The 20566-nt window shown below is 45.8% G+C and carries 20 protein-coding genes; 18 read left to right on the top strand and 2 right to left on the bottom strand.

The features are described from left to right. Window positions 1-288 precede the first annotated feature (288 nt). Together aceB and aceA are read left to right on the top strand one after the other, a co-directional pair. Window positions 289-1917 (top strand): malate synthase A, encoded by a 1629-nt coding sequence (aceB, locus tag FR741_RS12430; protein WP_167426863.1) that lies wholly within the window; start codon window positions 289-291, stop codon window positions 1915-1917. Window positions 1918-2037: 120 nt separating this feature from the next. After that, window positions 2038-3351, top strand: a complete 1314-nt coding sequence (gene aceA / locus FR741_RS12425; protein ID WP_167426862.1) for an isocitrate lyase — start codon at window positions 2038-2040, stop codon at window positions 3349-3351. A gap of 124 nt (window positions 3352-3475) precedes the next feature. Here the strand turns inward: aceA and FR741_RS12420 are convergent, their stop codons facing one another. After that, complete coding sequence (locus FR741_RS12420; protein ID WP_005391583.1) at window positions 3476-3925, bottom strand: CBS domain-containing protein; 450 nt, start codon at window positions 3923-3925, stop codon at window positions 3476-3478. A 323-nt stretch (window positions 3926-4248) separates the two neighbouring features. Between FR741_RS12420 and FR741_RS12415 the strand changes: the two genes are divergently transcribed. From FR741_RS12415 to secF, 6 genes are all read left to right on the top strand, one after another. Beyond that, window positions 4249-5415 (top strand): S1 family peptidase, encoded by a 1167-nt coding sequence (locus tag FR741_RS12415; RefSeq protein ID WP_167426861.1) that lies wholly within the window; start codon window positions 4249-4251, stop codon window positions 5413-5415. Between the two features lie 270 nt (window positions 5416-5685). After that, window positions 5686-6738, top strand: a complete 1053-nt coding sequence (gene queA / locus FR741_RS12410; RefSeq protein WP_074190944.1) for a tRNA preQ1(34) S-adenosylmethionine ribosyltransferase-isomerase QueA — start codon at window positions 5686-5688, stop codon at window positions 6736-6738. 150 nt (window positions 6739-6888) lie between these two features. Beyond that, window positions 6889-8037, top strand: coding sequence for a tRNA guanosine(34) transglycosylase Tgt (gene tgt / locus FR741_RS12405; RefSeq protein ID WP_005391577.1), 1149 nt, complete (start codon window positions 6889-6891; stop codon window positions 8035-8037). Between the two features lie 166 nt (window positions 8038-8203). Continuing rightward, complete coding sequence (gene yajC, locus FR741_RS12400; RefSeq protein WP_005381725.1) at window positions 8204-8533, top strand: preprotein translocase subunit YajC; 330 nt, start codon at window positions 8204-8206, stop codon at window positions 8531-8533. A 21-nt stretch (window positions 8534-8554) separates the two neighbouring features. Beyond that, complete coding sequence (gene secD, locus FR741_RS12395) at window positions 8555-10411, top strand: protein translocase subunit SecD (RefSeq protein WP_006741889.1); 1857 nt, start codon at window positions 8555-8557, stop codon at window positions 10409-10411. Window positions 10412-10425: 14 nt separating this feature from the next. Further along, a complete protein-coding gene (gene secF / locus FR741_RS12390) occupies window positions 10426-11373 on the top strand; it encodes a protein translocase subunit SecF (protein WP_005391572.1) in 948 nt (315 codons plus the stop codon). 196 nt (window positions 11374-11569) lie between these two features. Here secF and suhB read toward each other — a convergent pair whose 3' ends face one another. Next, entirely contained in the window at window positions 11570-12373 is an 804-nt protein-coding gene (gene suhB, locus FR741_RS12385; RefSeq protein WP_047010191.1) for an inositol-1-monophosphatase, read from the bottom strand. A gap of 231 nt (window positions 12374-12604) precedes the next feature. Between suhB and trmJ the strand changes: the two genes are divergently transcribed. From trmJ to pepB, 10 genes are all read left to right on the top strand, one after another. Beyond that, window positions 12605-13324: a tRNA (cytosine(32)/uridine(32)-2'-O)-methyltransferase TrmJ gene (trmJ, locus tag FR741_RS12380; protein ID WP_006741887.1), complete on the top strand. Its 720-nt coding sequence runs from the start codon at window positions 12605-12607 to the stop codon at window positions 13322-13324. Between the two features lie 125 nt (window positions 13325-13449). Next, window positions 13450-13956 carry a Fe-S cluster assembly transcriptional regulator IscR gene (gene iscR / locus FR741_RS12375; protein ID WP_005381720.1) on the top strand — a complete coding sequence of 169 codons (507 nt, stop codon included), beginning with the start codon at window positions 13450-13452 and terminating at the stop codon, window positions 13954-13956. Between the two features lie 28 nt (window positions 13957-13984). After that, window positions 13985-15199 (top strand): IscS subfamily cysteine desulfurase, encoded by a 1215-nt coding sequence (locus tag FR741_RS12370; RefSeq protein ID WP_005391556.1) that lies wholly within the window; start codon window positions 13985-13987, stop codon window positions 15197-15199. 38 nt (window positions 15200-15237) lie between these two features. Beyond that, the gene (gene iscU, locus FR741_RS12365; RefSeq protein ID WP_005381718.1) at window positions 15238-15621 is read left to right on the top strand and encodes a Fe-S cluster assembly scaffold IscU; all 384 of its coding nucleotides are present in this window, start codon (window positions 15238-15240) and stop codon (window positions 15619-15621) included. 70 nt (window positions 15622-15691) lie between these two features. Continuing rightward, window positions 15692-16015, top strand: coding sequence for an iron-sulfur cluster assembly protein IscA (gene iscA, locus FR741_RS12360; RefSeq protein ID WP_005391554.1), 324 nt, complete (start codon window positions 15692-15694; stop codon window positions 16013-16015). Window positions 16016-16070: 55 nt separating this feature from the next. Beyond that, entirely contained in the window at window positions 16071-16586 is a 516-nt protein-coding gene (hscB, locus tag FR741_RS12355; RefSeq protein ID WP_012842113.1) for a co-chaperone HscB, read from the top strand. 21 nt (window positions 16587-16607) lie between these two features. Beyond that, the gene (gene hscA, locus FR741_RS12350; protein ID WP_104974453.1) at window positions 16608-18461 is read left to right on the top strand and encodes a Fe-S protein assembly chaperone HscA; all 1854 of its coding nucleotides are present in this window, start codon (window positions 16608-16610) and stop codon (window positions 18459-18461) included. A 13-nt stretch (window positions 18462-18474) separates the two neighbouring features. Then, window positions 18475-18813, top strand: coding sequence for an ISC system 2Fe-2S type ferredoxin (gene fdx / locus FR741_RS12345; protein ID WP_005391548.1), 339 nt, complete (start codon window positions 18475-18477; stop codon window positions 18811-18813). Window positions 18814-18857: 44 nt separating this feature from the next. Further along, window positions 18858-19052, top strand: coding sequence for a Fe-S cluster assembly protein IscX (gene iscX, locus FR741_RS12340; protein WP_005391546.1), 195 nt, complete (start codon window positions 18858-18860; stop codon window positions 19050-19052). A gap of 161 nt (window positions 19053-19213) precedes the next feature. After that, complete coding sequence (pepB, locus tag FR741_RS12335; RefSeq protein ID WP_167426860.1) at window positions 19214-20512, top strand: aminopeptidase PepB; 1299 nt, start codon at window positions 19214-19216, stop codon at window positions 20510-20512. Window positions 20513-20566 lie beyond the last annotated feature (54 nt).

The raw sequence follows: 20566 nt of genomic DNA, 5'->3' as shown, positions 1-20566 counted from the left end.
TACAAAAATAGGTGTTCGATAGGCGGTTTTTACCCTGCCGAATAAAACTTCGAATTTTCTGTTTTGTTTATCTTGGGGGTTTCGTTAAACCCTTTGTTGAGATAGCTTATTTAAAGGCCGATAAGACTTATGTCTAGATTGAAAATACACATAACATTACGCAATCTATCGACATGGCTAGACGAGTTGAACACAAAGTTAAAGGATGTAATTTGTTGTTCATAACTTACAAATGTAGCTTTACGCTGACTGCCCAAGATGGATAAAGCACGTTAAGGATGAATGATTATGCTTGCTCAGACAGAACAAAAAACACAACAACTAAAGCAAACCCAAGGCATGCTTGAGGTGAATGGAGTCGTTGCTCCAGAACATCAAGCAATTTTCCCTGTTGAAGCCCAAACCTTTTTATCTCTACTGTGTGAAAAATTTGCCGGACGTGTTGAGCAGTTGCTGGAAGCACGAGAAGAGAAGCAAGCGCGTATCGATGCAGGTGAGCTGCCAGACTTTTTACCAGAGACACAAGACATCCGTGAAGGAAGCTGGAAGATCCTGGGAATCCCACAAGATCTGCAAGATCGCCGTGTGGAGATTACCGGACCAACTGATCGCAAGATGGTGATTAACGCACTGAATGCGAATGTAAAAGTGTTTATGGCAGACTTCGAAGATTCAATGTCTCCAGCATGGAGTAAAGTGCTGGATGGGCAAGTGAATTTACGCGATGCCGTGAATGGCACCATCAGTTACACCAACCCTGGCAATGGCAAGCATTATCAGCTGGAAGATGACCCAGCGGTGTTGATCTGCCGTGTTCGCGGCCTTCATTTAAAAGAAAAACACGTTACGTGGCACGGTCAGATCATTCCAGGTGCGCTATTCGATTTCGCTCTGTACTTCTATAACAACTACAAAGCGTTACTTCAAAAAGGCAGCGGCCCTTATTTCTACATTCCAAAACTGCAATCGCATCACGAAGCGAAGTGGTGGAGCGAAGTGTTCCATTTCACGGAAGACTATTTCGGTCTTGATACAGGCACCATCAAAGCGACTGTGCTGATTGAAACTTTACCAGCCGTATTCGAAATGGATGAGATTCTGTTCTCGCTTAAAGAACACATTGTTGGTTTGAACTGTGGTCGCTGGGATTACATCTTTAGCTACATCAAAACCTTGAAGAAGCACCCTGAACGCGTACTGCCAGATCGCCAAGTGGTCACTATGGACAAGCCATTCTTGAACGCTTACTCGCGATTATTGGTGCGTACTTGTCATAAACGAGGTGCTTTCGCGATGGGAGGAATGGCTGCCTTTATCCCAGCGAAAGACCCGCAAGAGAATCAAAAAGTATTAGACAAGATCCAGACTGACAAATCGCTAGAAGCAAACAATGGTCACGACGGTACTTGGGTAGCTCATCCAGGTTTGGCTGACACCGCGATGGAAGTTTTTAGTGCTGTACTGGGCGAGCGCACCAACCAATTGGATGTGAGTCGTTCAGAGGATGCACCTATTACAGCGGCTGAACTACTCGAGCCTTGTGAAGGCGAGCGTACAGAAGCCGGAATGCGCCACAATATTCGTGTTGCGCTGCAATACATCGAAGCTTGGATTTCTGGTAATGGTTGTGTACCGATTTATGGCTTGATGGAAGATGCGGCGACAGCTGAAATCTCTCGCGCTTCTATCTGGCAATGGATTCAACACGGCAAGTCGCTAGATAACGGATTGAAGGTCACTAAGGATCTGTTCGAGCTCTATCTAAAAGAAGAGATTGAAGTAGTGAAACAAGAAATTGGCGAGCAGCGCTACCAAGCGGGTCGATTTGAAGAAGCGGCAGACTTGATGGCAAGGCTCACTACGAGCGATGAGCTGACCAACTTTTTAACAATTCCTGGTTATGACTACCTGGATTAATAAAGAATAACTGTAACACCAATAACGTGAAGGATTTTCAGGGCAGATAGGGAAGTACTGCCTGAGAACGGAAACTCAACGCACACGCATAAAGTGCAAATTATAAAGAGGGATAGACCAATGACTAACTTAACTCGCCGCCAACAAATTGAAGCTCTGGAAAAAGACTGGGCAACTAACCCGCGCTGGAAAAATGTAAAGCGTACATACACTGCTGAGGAAGTGGTGGAACTGCGTGGTTCTATGGTACCTGCCAACACAATTGCACAACGTGGTGCAGACAAACTTTGGTCACTGGTCAACGGTAGTGCGAAAAAAGGTTACGTAAACTGTCTTGGTGCGTTAACTGGCGGCCAAGCTGTTCAACAAGCTAAAGCTGGTATTGAAGCGATTTACCTATCTGGTTGGCAGGTAGCGGCGGACAACAACACCGCTTCGACGATGTATCCTGACCAGTCTCTATACCCAGTCGATTCTGTACCGTCAGTAGTAAAACGCATCAATAACTCGTTCCGTCGTGCAGACCAAATCCAATGGTCAGCAGGTAAATCGCCTGAAGATGAAGATGGTATTGATTACTTCCTACCTATCGTAGCGGATGCTGAAGCAGGCTTTGGTGGTGTGCTTAACGCTTACGAGCTCATGAAATCGATGATCGAGGCAGGCGCAGCGGGCGTTCACTTTGAAGACCAGTTAGCATCGGTGAAGAAGTGTGGCCACATGGGCGGCAAGGTATTAGTTCCAACGCAAGAAGCGGTGCAAAAACTGGTTGCTGCTCGTTTGGCTGCTGATGTGGCGGGTACAACAACCTTGGTTATTGCTCGTACTGATGCGAATGCGGCAGATCTCATTACTTCAGATTGCGACCCATACGATAAAGACTTTATTGAAGGTGAGCGTACTCAAGAAGGTTTCTACCGCGTTCGCGCTGGTATCGACCAAGCCATCTCTCGCGGCCTAGCTTACGCACCGTATGCAGATTTGATCTGGTGTGAAACAGCGACGCCATGTTTGGAAGAAGCACGTAAGTTTGCAGAAGCGATTCACGCTGAATACCCAGATCAATTGTTGGCATACAACTGTTCGCCGTCCTTCAACTGGGAGAAGAACCTAGATGCAGAAACTATTGCTAAGTTCCAACAAGAGTTGGCAGACATGGGCTACAAGTACCAGTTCATCACGCTAGCAGGTATTCACAACATGTGGTTCAACATGTTCGAACTGGCACACGCTTACGCTCAAGGTGAAGGTATGCGTCATTATGTTGAGAAAGTTCAGCGTCCTGAATTCCAGGCGGCAGAAAAAGGCTATACATTTGTTGCACACCAACAAGAAGTAGGTACAGGTTACTTCGATAGAATGACCAATACCATCCAAGGTGGTAACTCTTCAGTGACCGCATTGACAGGTTCGACCGAAGAAGACCAATTCTAATTGGCAGAGAAACACTTCCTTAATCAGCGTCAGTAATGGCATTTTGAGCGGCAACCCTGCCGCTCTTTTTTCGTTTAAAACGTTTAAGAAACGAAATTTACACCCAAGATAACGCGTTTGCGTATTATTCTTCTGGCTCGATTTCTTCGGGTTCCACTTCTTCTTGCAGTTCCAATAAGTTAATTGCAATGGTCACAAAGTCACTGTCAGTAATGATGCCTACCAATCGACCCTTGGTGACAACAGGTAAACAGCCAACTTTGTGCTTTTGCATGTAGATAGCGCTCTCTTTAAGCCCCGCGATGGGTTCGGCCGTCATGATATTGGTGTGCATCATTTCGTAGAGCGGTGTATCTAGAGTAAAAGATTGTTCAGCCTCATCTGGGTGCAAGCTCGATTCTTGAGCAGCAAGAATGTCGCGTTGAGTCACCAAGCCTTGTAAGTGGTTATTGGCATCAACAACCGGAATATGGCGAATATCAAGCGCATCCATCATGCTTTTTGCATCACGCAAGGTGTGCGTGCGCAGTAAGGTATGAGGATTACGAGTCATCATGTCTTCAACCTTGATCATAGAGACCTCCAGCGGCATTGTCCTTCTCTTAAATATAGAGAATATTTTTCTGTATATCTGGGAGCTAACTCGTTTTTCATCAATTAAATAGCACAATACACTTGCGCTTCTTTTTGTCTGCGTAATCTGTGTCTTATCGACGTTTTTATTAATTTGAATAAGTAGGTTTGTGTGCGAGTCAGTTGGCATTTTGGGTTGATATTGAATGGACCGCTAAGGTAATCCAATGAATTGAATCGCACATTTTTATTCGCTGGATTTTCCAAGATTCGTCTCTCGAAGAAGATACGTTCAGGCTTACCAAATTGAAGACAGCAACCTAAATGAAAAGAACAACGTGTAACAAACTCATTGCGCTGGCAGTGGCGGCATTCAGTGTGCAATCAGCACAGGCGATTGTATTAGGAGATGAACTAACCGACTCTGTTGATCGTGTTACTTTACGAGCAAGTAATATGGCAGAGTTCCCACTGTGTGGCGGCACCATGCTGACGGAGCAGTGGGTGTTGACTGCGGCACACTGCGTGGTAATGGGGCAGGGAACGAACGAAGCAAGCTACTATGTGACCCCGCCGGGCGAGTTGTCGGTGAATGCGAATGTGCATGAACTTAATTCAGCAGGGCTTGATAACTTCTATCCGGTGTCTCACGTTGTGGTTCACCCTGATTACACGCGGATTTCAAAAGCTGAGACCGACAGTAATGGCAACGTGAAACCTATACAAACCGGTTTAGACTCAGACATCGCGTTGCTGTATCTCACGCGCCCAGTGGCAAATGCGAGCTTTGCTGATTTAGCAAACAAAGCCGACATGGAGAGTATCGAAGCGCGTTTGGCAGCGGATTGGAACGATAATTACCTGACCAATCAACGTGTCGAAAATGTGCAAGTGTTTGGGTGGGGGACCACTCAGCCGGATGCTTCTGAACCTTCCAATACGCTCAAAACCACCATTAGTACATTTTTACCCATCGACAAATGTTATGAGCGTTTAGAAATTGGCAGCAATTTTCCGGGGATCATCGACTCAAGAGAAAACCAAACCAAAATTTGTACGCTACCAACGAAAAACCGAGTATTAGAGCCGGATAGCCACACCCAATATGGTAACTCTGCATGTAAAGGTGACAGTGGGGGGCCGCTGGTCGATGTGGCTACGGGAAAACAGATTGGTATTGTTAGCGGTGGACCTCTCATTCTTCCGACTTGTGGCTCTTTGACGATTCCAAGTTTCTACACCAAGGTGAGCCAATATTACGATTGGGTACAGTCTTACATTACTGCCGATGCGCCACCAAGTAGCTACATCATTGCACCGAACTTTATTAAAGAGGCTAATAACGAAGTCGGCGGAGATAAAGAGTGTCACGACGGTATCGCAACTAATAACTGTGATTTCAAAGGGTCAGATGATGATGGTGGCAGTTTGGGTCTGTGGCTATTGGGTCTATTCGTACCCTTGGCGTGGTGGCGAAGGCGTGAGGTTTGATAGGGCTATTTGAATACCAAACGAGTAAGCAGCGTTATGCGCTGCTTTGCTTTTTAATGTTCCATTTCTTTCGACTTAAACTGAAAAATAATGCCAAGTGATCGCGGTTTTTCACGTTTTATTACACTCTTCATCATGGCTTTTACAGTGATATTCTGGGGATTTGCTTGCTATTGCAGCATGTAAACATATACTAGTCTGCTGCGAAAAACTCGTCGCAATTTTATCGTCGTCCTAGACGTGATTTGACCAATATATAAGACAAGTAACATGCAAGTATCAGATTTCCATTTCGACCTTCCAGATGAACTTATCGCTCGTTACCCTCAGCCAGAGCGTACCGCTAGCCGACTATTACAAATGGACGGCAATACCGGAGAGCTAATTGATGGCACATTTACTGATGTATTGGGCCAAGTTCAACCCGGTGATCTCGTGGTGTTTAATAATACTCGTGTTATACCTGCTCGTCTTTTTGGTCGTAAAGAGTCGGGTGGTAAGCTAGAGGTGCTGGTGGAGCGCATGCTTGACGAGAAAAGCATCCTCGCGCACGTTCGTTGCTCTAAATCTCCAAAACCAGGTACAACCATCATTGTTGGCGAGAATGATGAATACTCAGCAGAAATGGTGGCGCGTCATGACGCTCTATTTGAACTGAAATTTAACGCTGATAAGACGGTACTAGAAATTTTGGAAGAAATCGGCCACATGCCGCTTCCTCCTTACATTGACCGCCCTGATGAAGATGCAGATAAAGAGCGTTACCAAACCGTATATAATCAGAAGCCAGGCGCAGTAGCGGCGCCGACCGCGGGTCTTCATTTTGATGATGTTCTACTAGAGCAAATCAAAGCGAAAGGCGCAGAGTTTGCTTACGTCACTTTGCACGTTGGTGCGGGTACATTCCAGCCAGTAAAAGTAGAAAACATCAACGATCACCATATGCACGCTGAGTACGTAGAAGTACCGCAAGAAGTCGTCGAAGCAATTAAAGCGACGAAAGCGCGAGGTGGACGAATTATTGCTGTTGGTACAACATCGGTGCGCTCACTTGAAAGCGCTGCGCAAGACGCATTGAAAAAAGGGACTGAGTTGGTCCCATTCTTTGGTGATACAGAAATCTTTATTTTCCCTGGCTACGAATATCAGCTTGTGGATTGCTTGATTACCAATTTCCACTTGCCAGAATCAACACTGATCATGTTGGTGAGTGCATTTGCAGGTTATGAGAACACCATGAATGCTTACAAGCATGCGGTAGAAAACAAATATCGCTTTTTCTCATATGGTGATTCAATGTTCATCAAGAAGAAAACGATTTAGTAAAAAATAAGATTTACGAGTGCTAGCAGTAAGCTAGGAAATAGAGCAGAACCTCTGCTTTATCTCTCGCAAGGAAAAGCGACCGCTCCTTAAAGTAGGGTAGAGCCCTAAACACTCAGTCAGACTGTTTCTCTGACACCCGGAGGCATCGTGAAATTAAAATTCGATCTTAAGAAGAAAAACGGCAATGCGCGTCGTGGTCAACTGACTTTCGAACGTGGTACTGTTCAAACCCCAGCGTTTATGCCAGTTGGTACTTACGGTACGGTTAAAGGCATGACGCCAGAAGAAGTGAAAGGTACGGGCGCAGAAATCCTACTAGGTAACACGTTCCACCTTTGGCTACGTCCTGGTCAAGAAGTCATGAAAATGCACGGCGACTTGCATGATTTTATGAACTGGCACGGTCCTATTCTTACTGATTCAGGCGGCTTCCAAGTATTCAGCCTTGGCAAGATGCGTACTATTACCGAAGAGGGTGTGCACTTCCGTAACCCAGTTAATGGTGACAAGATTTTCATGGACGCAGAAAAGTCGATGGAAATTCAAAAAGACCTAGGTTCTGACATCGTCATGATTTTTGACGAGTGTACGCCATACCCAGCGACACACGATGAAGCGAAGAAATCGATGGAAATGTCACTACGTTGGGCACAGCGCTCACGTGATCACTTCGAGAAGCTAGAAAACCCGAACAACCTGTTTGGTATTGTTCAAGGTGGTGTTTACGAAGATCTACGTGATGTGTCGGTAAAAGGTCTAACGGAAATCGGTTTTGACGGTTACGCGGTTGGTGGCTTGGCAGTAGGCGAGCCTAAAGAAGATATGCACCGTATTCTTGAGCACACTTGTCCGCAGCTTCCAGAAGACAAGCCTCGCTACCTAATGGGCGTGGGTAAACCAGAAGACTTGGTTGAAGGTGTTCGCCGTGGTATCGACATGTTTGACTGTGTAATGCCAACGCGTAACGCGCGTAATGGTCACCTGTTTGTGACTGGTGGTGTGATCAAGATCCGTAATGCGAAACATAAAACGGATACAACCCCGTTGGATCCGCACTGTGACTGTTACACTTGTCAAAACTACAGTAAATCGTACCTTCATCACTTAGAGCGTTGTAATGAAATTCTGGGTGCTCGTCTGAATACGATCCACAACCTACGCTACTACCAGCGTCTGATGGAAAGTATTCGTAAAGCGATTGATGAAGATCGTTTTGATGAGTTTGTTACCGAGTTCTATGAGCGTCGTGGCCGTGAAGTGCCACCACTAGCAAAAGAACAGTCATTGACGGACTAAAAAGAATTAAAGCCTTTGGCATGTCGCCAGAGGCTTTTGCTAATAAAGTAGGCTAACGCACGTTATTTTTGAGAGAGTGATCGCTATTAGTTACTCTCAGACTTGAATCTAAAATGCGAAAGCCCAACTTGTTGGATTATCAATAAAATATAATGAGGATGTTTTAATGTTTATTTCTCAGGCTCACGCAGCAGCAGAAGGCGCGCCAGCAGGCGGTGGTTTTGAAATGCTAATCATGCTTGGCATGTTCGCAGTGATCTTTTACTTCATGATTTACCGCCCACAAGCGAAACGTGTAAAAGAGCACAAGAACCTAATGGCTTCTATGGGCAAAGGCGACGAAGTTCTAACTAGCGGTGGCCTAGTGGGTAAAATCACTAAGATTGCTGAAGACAATGACTACATTTCAATCGAGCTTAACGCGAACAATGAAGTGGTAATCAAGAAAGACTTCATCACTGCAGTGTTGCCAAAAGGTACGCTTAAGTCTCTATAAAACAGCTAAAGGATCCTCGCTGTGCTAAACCGTTATCCATTATGGAAGTACTTGATGGTATTTTTTGCCATCATCACCGCTGCGTTATACGCACTTCCAAATATCTACGGTGAAGATCCGGCTATTCAAGTTACAGGGGCGCGTGGCGCCTCTGTAGATATGTCAACGCTGGATGCTGTCACTACTGCTCTTGATAAAGAGCAACTCTCTCATAAATCCATTGCTCTCGAGAATGGATCAATTCTTGTTCGTTTTAACGACACTGACACGCAAATCAGTGCTCGTGATGTCATCAGCGAAGCGCTTGGCAAAGACACAATTGTTGCACTTAACCTTGCTCCTTCTACACCCGATTGGCTAGAAGCGATTGGCGCGTCACCATTAAAGCTGGGTCTTGACCTTCGTGGTGGTGTCCACTTCTTAATGGAAGTAGACATGGACGCTGCGATGGAAAAGCTCGTTGGTCAGCAAGAAGAAGCTTTCCGTAGCGAACTTCGTGAGGCAAAAATTCGTTATCGTGCTATCCGCCCTTCTGGCAAAGAAGCGGTAGAGGTTCTGCTACGTAACGAAGAGCAATTAGCAGAAGCGAAAGCAATGCTAGAAAAGAATCACCCAGACATGCTCTTTGTCGAATCTGATTCAAATGGCCGTTACGCTCTTACTGCGACCTTTACCGAGCAACGTTTACAAGAGATCCGTAACTACGCTGTTGAGCAAAACATTACGATTTTACGTAACCGTGTAAACGAGCTAGGTGTTGCAGAGCCTCTCGTTCAACGTCAAGGTGCAAGTCGAATTGTTGTTGAGCTTCCTGGTGTTCAAGATACTGCTCGTGCAAAAGAGATTCTAGGTGCGACTGCAACGCTAGAATTCCGTGAAGTTGACGATAAAGCTGATCTATCAGCGGCGGCAAATGGTCGTGCGCCAGCAGGCAGTGAAATCAAAATGGACCGAGACGGTCGTCCGGTTGTGCTTAAGAAGCGTGTTATTCTTGGTGGTCAAAGCATTACGGATGCAAGCTCAAGTGTCGATGAATACGGTCGTCCACAAGTTAACATCTCGCTAGACAGCGAAGGTGGTAACAAGATGTCAGCGTTCTCTAAGAAGAACATCGGTAAGCTAATGGCTACCGTGTTTGCTGAGTACAAAGACAGTGGTCGTCGTACGCCAGAAGGCAAAGTCATCCTAGATAAGCATGAAGAAGTCATCAACCAAGCGACGATTCAATCGGCTCTTGGACGTAACTTCCGTATCACGGGTATAGACTCCGCAGCTGAAGCGCACAACCTTGCACTTCTATTACGTGCTGGTGCACTGATCGCACCTATCTCTATCGTTGAAGAGCGTACTATTGGTCCATCAATGGGCCAGCAAAACATCGATATGGGTATCCAAGCGTGTATCTGGGGTATGGTTGCCGTAATGCTGTTTACGCTGCTTTACTACCGTGGCTTTGGCTTGATTGCCAACATCGCTCTAATGGCTAACTTAGTGTTGATCATTGGTGTTATGTCGATGATTCCAGGCGCTACCATGACGCTTCCGGGGATTGCCGGTATCGTGTTAACGGTCGGTATGGCGGTTGATGCGAACGTACTGATCTTCGAGCGTATCCGTGAAGAGCTTCGTGATGGGCGTAGTCCACAACAAGCTATTCACCAAGGTTACGCGAATGCATTCAGTACGATTGCCGATGCGAACATCACGACACTGATTACTGCAATTATCCTATTTGCAGTCGGTACTGGTGCAGTGAAAGGTTTCGCGGTTACTCTATCTATCGGTATCTTAACTTCAATGTTCACCGCCATTATTGGTACACGTTGTATCGTGAACCTGATTTACGGTGGCAAACGCGTTGATAAATTGTCGATCTAAGGCTGGGAATTAATATGTTTCAAATTCTAAAAGCAGAGAAGACGATCGGCTTTATGCGTTGGTCGAAAGTAGCATTCGTTTTTTCAATCTTTATGATTGCTGCTTCTATCTTCACTTTGTCAACTAAGTGGCTAAATTGGGGCCTAGACTTCACTGGCGGTACGCTAATTGAAGTTGGCTTTGAAAAACCTGCGAACCTTGAAAAAATCCGAACCGCTTTAGATGCGAAAGGTTTTGGTGATGCGACAGTACAAAACTTCGGTAGTGCTCGTGAAGTAATGGTTCGTCTTCGTCCACGTGATGACGTTTCTGGTGAAACGCTGGGCAACCAAATCATTGGTGCTATCAAAGATGGTACTGGCGAAAGCGTAGAAATGCGTCGTATTGAATTCGTAGGTCCTAACGTTGGTGATGAGCTAACAGAAGCTGGCGGTCTAGCGATCCTCGTGTCGCTGATCTGTATCCTGCTTTATGTCTCGATGCGATTTGAATGGCGTCTAGCGGCTGGTGCGGTTATGGCATTGGCTCACGATATCATTATCACGTTAGGTGTTTTCTCATTCCTACAAATAGAAGTTGACCTAACCATCGTCGCGGCATTATTAACGGTAGTCGGTTACTCGCTCAACGATACCATCGTTGTGTTTGACCGTATCCGTGAAAACTTCCGTAAGATGCGTAAAGGTGAGCCAGCCGATATCATGGACGCTTCAATCACCCAAACGTTGAGCCGTACGTTGATTACCTCGGGTACAACATTGTTCGTGGTAATTGCACTGTTCATGCAGGGTGGTGCGATGATTCACGGCTTCGCAACCGCACTTCTACTTGGTATCACTGTAGGTACTTACTCTTCTATCTACGTAGCATCAGCACTAGCGCTAAAACTGGGCATCCAGAAAGAGCACTTGATGCCACCTCAAGTAGAAAAAGAAGGCGCAGAGTTCGACGAAATGCCATAAGGCAGGTTGAGAGTCGAAAACAAAAACCGCTGAGCAATCAGCGGTTTTTTTGTATCTGAATCGAGTTTTGTGCTTGCAGAACCTCACGGTATGAAGAGCCTTACATTGCAGCTAAGTAGATACAAAAAAAGCCCCGCTCATTGAGCGGGGCTTTTTAAAGTCATCAGCGTGACGGGCTAAATATGACTTTCAAATCTTACTTAAGGATCGCGCTGTTACCGTTTTCGCGGATGTGCTTAAGGATAGATTTTACGCCACGAGCGCTTGAAGCAACAATGTTACCAGACTTCATGTACTCAGTGCCGCCAGCAAAGTCAGTTAGGATTGCGCCAGCTTCACGAGCAATAAGCTCACCTGCTGCCATATCCCAAGGTTTTAGACCTAGCTCGAAGTAACCATCAACACGGCCAGCAGCCACGTAACATAGGTCAAGAGCAGCAGAGCCGCTACGACGGAAATCAGCACATTCAGTGAATAGCGCACCAACGATCTTGATGTAAGACTCAGCGTGTTGTTTCTGTTTGAATGGGAAACCAGTAGCTAGAACAGTACCTTGAAGGTCTTTTAGTTGAGCAACACGGATACGCGCACTGTTTAGTTGAGCGCCTGCACCACGTTGTGCAGTGAATAGCTCGTTTTGCATTGGATCGTAAACACAAGCAACTTCAGTTTTGCCTTTGATACGAACTGCGATAGAAACCGCGAAAGTTGGGTAACCTTTTACAAAGTTAGTGGTGCCATCCAGTGGGTCGATGATCCATTGTACGTCTTTATCTTTACCTTCGATAAGACCTTGTTCTTCAGCAACGATACAGTGCTCAGGGTAAGACTGCTTGATAGTATCGATGATGATGTATTCTGCTTCTTTATCTACATTAGTGACAAAGTCATTAGTGCCTTTAAGAGTAGATTCTACTTTATCAGTGTTTTCTAATGATTTAGCAATATGATTGCCTGCCTTTCGCGCAGCGCGAATAGCAATGTTTAGCATTGGATGCATACGAATTTCCCAACGGATGTTAAAGAACAAATGAAAGCGGCGGCGAGTATACCAGAGATCAGTAAAAAGGGAAGTGGTTATTTTTTGTTCTAAAGTCAGTGGTTTTATTGTATTTAGCTTGAGGCGAACGAGAACAATGACCAAGAATGAGAAGAGAGCCCTGCTTCGCCCTAGGGTGTGTTAAAAAACTATGGTAACATTCTGCGGTTTTAATTTAGGTAGCAAACACAGATGTTGGATCAAGTAAAAATTGTACTCGTAGGTACCTCTCATTCAGGCAATATTGGCTCAGCAGCTCGAGCTATGAAAGTGATGGGTTTGAGCCAACTAGTATTAGTCGATCCACAATGTGAAGTGGATGAACAAACTCTTGCTTTGGCTGCGGGTGCTGGTGATATTGCTCAAAATGCAAAGATTGTCGGCACATTAGAGGAAGCGGTTGAAGATTGCAGCCTCGTGGTGGGCTCCAGTGCTCGCTCTCGTACATTAGAATGGCCAATGCTTGAGCCACGTGAATGTGGTGAGAAATTTGCGGTTGAGGGTAGAAAACATCCTGTCGCGCTCGTGTTTGGTCGTGAAAGAACTGGTCTAACAAACGAAGAGCTGCAAAGGTGTCACTACCATGTTTGCATTCCTGCTAACCCTGAATACAGCTCGCTTAACCTAGCGATGGCCGTACAAACTCTGAGTTACGAAGTACGAGTTGCGCATTTGAACTTAGAGCAAAGCCAGTTTGCCCCAAATGAGCCGGAAGAGTACCCACGTCATAGAGAGCTCGAAATGTTCTTCGAGCATCTTGAAAAGGTGATGGTTGAGACCCAGTTTATCAATAAAGAGCAACCAGGGCAGGTGATGAATAAATTGCGTCGCTTGTTCTCTCGTGCTCGGCCAGAAACCCAGGAGCTCAATATTCTACGCGGTATTTTGACCTCGATAGAAAAGAAGTTCTGAATAAAGAATAACCACTTTAGGTGTAAGGATGAATACCTGAGTAAAATGGTCAAATAAATACTTGACCAAATTACTCAGGTATGGAAAAATCTTAACCATTACAAACCATGTGGATACGGTGTGGTATGAAACTTACATCTAAAGGAAGATATGCGGTGACAGCCATGCTGGATGTGGCACTGCATTCGCAACAAAACCCTGTACCTCTTGCTGACATCTCAGAGCGTCAGGGGATCTCGCTCTCTTACTTAGAGCAGCTATTTTCAAAATTGCGTAAAGCAGGTCTCGTTGCCAGCGTTCGTGGTCCTGGTGGTGGTTACCGACTTGGTGCCGACGCACACAGTATCGCTATTGGTACCGTGATTGCAGCCGTAGATGAGTCAGTCGATGCAACCAAATGCCAGGGCAAAGGAGATTGCCAAGGTGGAACACGTTGCCTTACTCACACGCTATGGCGCGACTTAAGCTCTCGCATTAGTGACTTCTTGAATAACATCACTCTTGGTGAGTTGATGACAGACAATGAAGTCCTCGAAATTTCTGATCGTCAGGACATTGATCTGGCGGTAACCCATGGGCTATCAAACAAAAATACAACCGCCGCGCCCATCGGTGTAAACGTCCGCTCTTAGCGGTCAGCTTTTTACATTGGAGTAGAGAATGAAACTGCCGATTTATCTTGATTATTCCGCTACATGTCCAGTTGATCCACGTGTTGCTGAAAAAATGGTTCAGTACATGACAATGGATGGCACATTTGGCAACCCAGCGTCGCGTTCGCACCGTTACGGCTGGCAGGCAGAAGAAGCGGTCGATACTGCTCGTGAGCAAATTGCTGACCTTCTAAATGCAGATCCTCGCGAAATCGTATTTACATCTGGTGCGACAGAATCAGACAACCTTGCTATTAAAGGTGCAGCGCACTTTTACTCGAAGAAAGGCAAGCACGTAATCACTTGTAAAACAGAGCACAAAGCCGTTCTTGACCCATGTCGTCAACTTGAGCGTGAAGGCTTTGAAGTGACTTACCTTGAGCCAGAATCAAATGGCTTGATCGATCTAGAGAAGCTTAAAGCGGCAATGCGTGATGACACAGTGCTTGTGTCTATTATGCACGTAAACAACGAGATTGGTGTGGTTCAAGACATTACAGCGATCGGCGAATTGTGTCGTGAGCGTAAAATTGTTTTCCACGTGGATGCAGCGCAATCTGCAGGTAAATTACCAATCGACGTTCAAGAGATGAAAGTTGACCTAATTTCGCTTTCTGCTCACAAAGTTTATGGCCCTAAAGGTATCGGTGCACTTTACGTTCGTCGTAAGCCTCGTATTCGTCTTGAAGCGCAAATGCACGGTGGCGGCCATGAGCGTGGTTTCCGCTCTGGTACACTTCCTACCCACCAAATCGTTGGTATGGGTGAAGCATTCCGCATTGCAAAAGAAGACATGCAAAAAGATTACGATCACGCTTTAGCGCTTCGTAACCGTCTTTTTGATGGCGTGAAAGACTTAGAAGCAGTGACGGTAAACGGTGACCTTGAGCAACGTGTACCACACAACCTAAACATCAGCTTCGCATTCGTAGAAGGTGAATCACTACTAATGTCGCTTAAAGATCTAGCGGTATCTTCTGGTAGTGCTTGTACGTCTGCAAGCCTTGAGCCTTCTTACGTTCTTCGTGCCCTTGGCATGGATGATGAATTGGCTCACAGCTCGGTTCGTTTCTCGTTTGGTCGTTTCACGACTGAAGAAGAAATTGATTACGCAATTGAACAAATCCGCGTTGCAGTGACTAAGCTACGCGACATGTCTCCTCTATGGGATATGTACAAAGAAGGGATTGATTTGAGCACTGTTGAATGGGCTCACCATTAATCTCAGGGATTGAAATAGAGGATTCGAGGTAATTTATCATGGCATACAGCGAAAAAGTAATTGATCACTACGAGAACCCACGTAACGTTGGTTCATTCGATAAAGAAGACCCATCAGTAGGTAGCGGCATGGTTGGCGCTCCAGCTTGTGGTGACGTAATGAAGCTTCAAATCAAAGTGACACCGGAAGGTATCATCGAAGATGCGAAGTTCAAAACATACGGTTGTGGTAGTGCAATCGCATCAAGCTCACTAGTAACTGAGTGGGTAAAAGGCAAGTCAGTTGATGAAGCAGCAGCAATTAAAAACTCTGAAATTGCTGAAGAGCTAGAGCTTCCACCAGTGAAAGTTCACTGTTCAATTCTTGCTGAAGATGCAATCAAAGCAGCGGTTGCAGACTACAAGAAAAAACACCAAGAATAATTATTCCGTAATATAATGGGAGCTTTGATGCTCCCATTCCAATCGAAATTTAGACAGACTAAGGTGCAGTATGGCCATCACAATGACAGAATCAGCGGCAAGTCGCGTAAGAGCATTCCTAGATAACCGAGGCAAAGGTATCGGTTTACGTCTTGGAGTGAAAACGACTGGTTGTTCAGGCATGGCATATGTACTTGAGTTTGTTGATGAGCTTAACGAAGAAGATGAAGTTTTTGAACTCTCTGGAGTGAAAATCATCATCGACAAAAAAAGCTTAGTGTACCTAGACGGTACCGAATTGGATTACGTGAAAGAAGGGTTGAATGAAGGTTTTGAATTCAACAACCCTAACGCGAAAAGTGAATGTGGTTGTGGTGAAAGCTTCAACGTCTAATTGATTGTCCTTCTGGGCAAGCGAGTCCGGAAGGCTTTACTAGGACCCGAACTTAATGAATCACTTTGAATTATTTGGGCTACCAAGTCAGTTTAAGCTGGATGGTAGCCTTCTTTCTTCTCAGTTCCGAGAACTACAAAAACGCTTCCACCCGGATAACTTTGCAACGGGATCTGAACGTGACCGTTTGATGGCGGTGCAAAAGGCAGCGCAAATCAACGATGCCTATCAAGTTCTGAAAAATCCTATCTCCCGTGCCGAGTACATACTCGCAGAGCAGGGAGTTGAGATCCGAGGTGAACAGCAGACAATGCAAGATCCAATGTTCTTAATGGAGCAAATGGAGCTGCGCGAAGAACTGGAAGAAATTGCTGACAGCACCGATCCTGAATCGGCGCTTTTTGACTTCGATTCTAAGGTCAGCAAAATGTACAAACAGCATCTGGCAAGCGTCGAGCAAGAGCTTGATGATGGTCTTTGGGCTGAAGCCGCAGACCGAGTTCGTAAGCTAAAATTCATTGCCAAACTAAAGAACGAAATTGAACTAGTCGAAGACAAACTCCTCGGCTAGTTAGCGTGACAAGGACCTATCATGGCACTACTTCAAATCGCAGAACCGGGCCAAAGCTCGGCACCTCATGAGCATAAGTTAGCAGCGGGTATCGACTTAGGTACTACCAACTCTTTGGTTGCTTCTGTACGTAGCGGCGATGCAACTCCACTTGCGGACGAGCAGGGCCGTACTATTTTACCTTCAGTCGTTAATTACACTGAGGAAACGTTAACGGTTGGCCACGAAGCCAAAGCCAAAGCAGAGTTTGAACCAGAGAACACTATTATCTCTGTAAAACGTTTGATCGGTCGTTCATTAAAGGACATTCAGTCCCGTTACTCTTCACTTCCTTATCGTTTTAGAGAGAGTGAAAATGGTCTTCCGATCCTGCAAACGCCTCAAGGAGACAAAAACCCGATTGAAGTATCTGCGGACATTCTAAAAGCGCTAGGTAAGCGAGCAGAAGAAACGTTAGGTGGTGAGTTAGCGGGTGTTGTGATCACTGTTCCTGCTTACTTTGATGATGCTCAGCGTGCAGGTACGAAAGATGCCGCGAAATTAGCTGGCCTTCATGTGCTCCGTCTTCTGAACGAACCAACTGCCGCGGCAATTGCTTATGGTCTAGACTCAGGCCAAGAAGGGGTGATTGCGGTTTATGACCTAGGTGGCGGTACATTTGATATCTCTATCCTACGTTTGTCGAAAGGCGTATTTGAAGTATTAGCAACAGGTGGTGACTCTGCGTTAGGCGGTGATGACTTTGACCATCTGTTAGCGGATTACCTAATGGAGCAAGCGGGTCTCGAAGCCCCACTTTCTGCTGAAAAAAACCGTACGCTACTGAACATTGCTACTGCGACTAAGATTGCTTTCTCTGAGCAAGACAGCGTTGATGTTGACGTGTTTGGCTGGAAGGGCACCGTTACTCGTGAGCAGTTCGAAGAGCTGATTCGCCCATTAGTGAAGAAAACACTAATGTCTTGTCGTCGTGCATTAAAAGATGCTGATGTTAACGCAGACGAAGTACTCGAAGTTGTCATGGTTGGTGGTTCAACACGCACATTGCTGGTTCGTGAAATGGTAGGCGAGTTTTTTGGCCGCACACCGCTAACAAGCATTAATCCTGATGAAGTTGTCGCAATCGGCGCGGGTATCCAAGCCGACATTCTAGCGGGTAACAAGCCTGATTCAGAAATGTTACTTCTTGACGTGATCCCACTGTCGCTTGGTATTGAAACCATGGGTGGTTTGGTTGAGAAGATCATCCCTCGCAATACCACGATTCCTGTTGCGCGTGCGCAAGAATTTACCACATTCAAAGATGGCCAAACGGCCATGAGTGTTCATGTGGTACAAGGTGAGCGTGAAATGGTTGATGATTGTCGTTCACTGGCTCGTTTCTCATTGAAAGGCATTCCACCGATGGCGGCGGGTGCGGCACATATTCGTGTGACTTACCAAGTTGACGCTGACGGTCTTCTTTCTGTTACGGCAATGGAAAAGAGCACCGGTGTTCAGTCAGAGATTCAAGTAAAACCTTCTTACGGGTTAAGCGATAATGAAGTGGCGGATATGCTGCGTGATTCAATGACTCACGCTAAAGAAGACATGCAAGCTCGTGCGCTAGCTGAGCAGCGTGTTGAGGCCGACCGTGTGATAGAAGGCTTGATTGCAGCCATGCAAGCTGATGGTGACGAACTACTATCAGAACAAGAGAAACAAGACCTGATAAAAGCCATCGAAGCCTTGATTGAGCTGCGTAATGGTGATGATGCAGATGCGATTGAGCAAGGCATTAAAGATACCGATAAAGCGAGCCAAGATTTCGCATCGCGCCGTATGGATAAATCGATTCGAGCTGCGCTGTCAGGTCAATCAGTAGACGATATATAAGAGATAAGTAGTTATGCCTAAGATTATTGTATTACCACACGACGATTTGTGCCCAGAAGGCGCAGTGTTGGAAGCAAACACTGGTGAAACCGTTCTGGACGTAGCGCTAAAAAATGGTATCGGTATTGAACATGCGTGTGAAAAATCATGTGCTTGTACCACCTGCCACGTGATCATCCGTGAAGGTTTTGATTCGCTAGAAGAAAGTGAAGAGCTGGAAGACGACATGCTGGATAAAGCGTGGGGTCTAGAGCCTGAATCACGTCTAGGGTGTCAGGCGAAAATTGCTGATGAAGACTTAGTGGTAGAAATTCCTAAGTACACGCTAAACCACGCTTCAGAAGATCACTAAAACTATCTTCCCAATATAGGGAAGAAGCAAAAGGAAGATGAGCAATGAAATGGACAGATTCTCGCGATATCGCGATTGAACTTTGTGACAAGTTTCCAGATGTTGATCCGCAAACGGTGCGTTTTACCGATCTTCATCAATGGATCATGGAGTTAGATGAGTTTGAAGATGACCCAAACCATTGTAACGAAAAGATTCTGGAAGCCGTTATCATGTGCTGGATGGATGAAGCAGACTAAGTCTGTAAAACACAGCCTAGTTAACAATTCTTACTAAAAAAAGCGGACCTTTAGGTCCGTTTTTTTATCCAATTGACATTTTTGCCCTACATAATGCTAACATCCGTGAGTTATTAAAAAGAAGCAGCGTAGGCAACGCTGCTATAAGACAAGGAGAAACCATGTCTACACAGATGTCTGTATTTTTAAGTCAAGAGTCGGCAGCACCACATTGGGGTGAAAAAGCACTGCTTTCATTCGCTGAAAACGGCGCAACCATTCATTTAGGTGAAGGTCACGATCTTGGTGCAATTCAACGTGCAGCTCGTCAGCTAGATGGCCAAGGAATTCGTTCTATTTTTCTTTCCGGTGATAACTGGGATTTAGAGAGCGTTTGGGCTTTCCACCAAGGTTACCGTAACCCCAAAAAACATGGCTCAGTTGAGTGGTCTGCATTGTCTGAAGAAGATCAAGCAGAGCTTCAAGCGCGTATTACCGCGACTGATTTTACCCGCGATATCATCAATAAAACCGCAGAAGAAGTTGCCCCTCGTCAGCTAGCGACAATGGCCGCTGAATTCATCAAATCTGTTGCGCCTAAAGGCACAGTGACAGCTCGTATCGTCAAAGACAAAGACTTGTTGGCAGAAGGTTGGGAAGGTATTTACGCCGTAGGCCGTGGTTCGGAGCGTACTTCTGCGATGCTCCAGCTAGACTACAACCCGACAGGTGACGAGAGCGCACCAATATTCGCGTGTCTTGTCGGTAAAGGTATCACCTTTGATTCGGGTGGTTACAGCTTGAAGCCTTCTAACTTCATGAGCGCAATGAAAGCAGACATGGGTGGCTCAGGCACCATCACCGGTGGTCTTGCACTGGCGATTCTTCGTGGTTTGAACAAGCGTGTAAAACTGATCCTTTGTTGTGCAGAGAACATGGTTTCTGGTCGCGCACTCAAGCTTGGCGACATCATCACCTACAAAAACGGTAAAACCGTTGAAATCATGAACACCGATGCAGAAGGTCGTTTAGTGCTTGCTGATGGTCTTATCTACGCTAGTGAGCAAAAACCTGAGTTAATCATTGATTGTGCAACACTAACAGGTGCGGCGAAGAATGCGTTGGGTAATGATTATCACGCACTAATGAGTTTCGATGACGAGTTATCGCATCAAGCGCTCACTGCGGCAAACCAAGAAAAAGAAGGTTTATGGCCGCTACCACTTGCTGACTTCCACCGTGGAATGCTGCCGTCAAACTTTGCTGACCTATCGAATATCAGTTCTGGCGATTACTCTCCGGGTGCAAGCACAGCAGCAGCATTCTTGTCTTACTTCGTAGAAGACTACAAAAAAGGCTGGTTGCACTTCGACTGTGCGGGTACATACCGTAAAGCCGCGTCTGATAAATGGGCTGCGGGAGCTACGGGTATGGGCGTTCGTACACTTGCTCGTTTCCTCAATGAGCAAGCTGTTAAATAAGATTGATTGCGGCACTCTCTTGCTTGAGTGCTGCTCTTACCCAGTAAGTCACTT

It is taken from the genome of Vibrio diabolicus, from assembly GCF_011801455.1.
Lineage (GTDB): Bacteria > Pseudomonadota > Gammaproteobacteria > Enterobacterales > Vibrionaceae > Vibrio > Vibrio diabolicus.
This window is presented reverse-complemented; position numbering and strand designations above follow the sequence as displayed.

Bases quoted from the DNA above. Each gene is read 5' to 3' on its own strand.
- iscU (WP_005381718.1), top strand. From the start codon at position 15,238: ATGGCATACAGCGAAAAAGTAATTGATCACTACGAGAACCCACGTAAC.
- FR741_RS12370 (WP_005391556.1), top strand. From the start codon at position 13,985: ATGAAACTGCCGATTTATCTTGATTATTCCGCTACATGTCCAGTTGAT.
- queA (WP_074190944.1), top strand. From the start codon at position 5,686: ATGCAAGTATCAGATTTCCATTTCGACCTTCCAGATGAACTTATCGCT.
- hscA (WP_104974453.1), top strand. From the start codon at position 16,608: ATGGCACTACTTCAAATCGCAGAACCGGGCCAAAGCTCGGCACCTCAT.
- trmJ (WP_006741887.1), top strand. From the start codon at position 12,605: ATGTTGGATCAAGTAAAAATTGTACTCGTAGGTACCTCTCATTCAGGC.
- iscX (WP_005391546.1), top strand. From the start codon at position 18,858: ATGAAATGGACAGATTCTCGCGATATCGCGATTGAACTTTGTGACAAG.
- pepB (WP_167426860.1), top strand. From the start codon at position 19,214: ATGTCTACACAGATGTCTGTATTTTTAAGTCAAGAGTCGGCAGCACCA.
- iscA (WP_005391554.1), top strand. From the start codon at position 15,692: ATGGCCATCACAATGACAGAATCAGCGGCAAGTCGCGTAAGAGCATTC.
- secF (WP_005391572.1), top strand. From the start codon at position 10,426: ATGTTTCAAATTCTAAAAGCAGAGAAGACGATCGGCTTTATGCGTTGG.
- yajC (WP_005381725.1), top strand. From the start codon at position 8,204: ATGTTTATTTCTCAGGCTCACGCAGCAGCAGAAGGCGCGCCAGCAGGC.
- FR741_RS12420 (WP_005391583.1), bottom strand. From the start codon at position 3,925: ATGATCAAGGTTGAAGACATGATGACTCGTAATCCTCATACCTTACTG.
- iscR (WP_005381720.1), top strand. From the start codon at position 13,450: ATGAAACTTACATCTAAAGGAAGATATGCGGTGACAGCCATGCTGGAT.
- fdx (WP_005391548.1), top strand. From the start codon at position 18,475: ATGCCTAAGATTATTGTATTACCACACGACGATTTGTGCCCAGAAGGC.
- FR741_RS12415 (WP_167426861.1), top strand. From the start codon at position 4,249: ATGAAAAGAACAACGTGTAACAAACTCATTGCGCTGGCAGTGGCGGCA.
- aceA (WP_167426862.1), top strand. From the start codon at position 2,038: ATGACTAACTTAACTCGCCGCCAACAAATTGAAGCTCTGGAAAAAGAC.
- hscB (WP_012842113.1), top strand. From the start codon at position 16,071: ATGAATCACTTTGAATTATTTGGGCTACCAAGTCAGTTTAAGCTGGAT.
- aceB (WP_167426863.1), top strand. From the start codon at position 289: ATGCTTGCTCAGACAGAACAAAAAACACAACAACTAAAGCAAACCCAA.
- suhB (WP_047010191.1), bottom strand. From the start codon at position 12,373: ATGCATCCAATGCTAAACATTGCTATTCGCGCTGCGCGAAAGGCAGGC.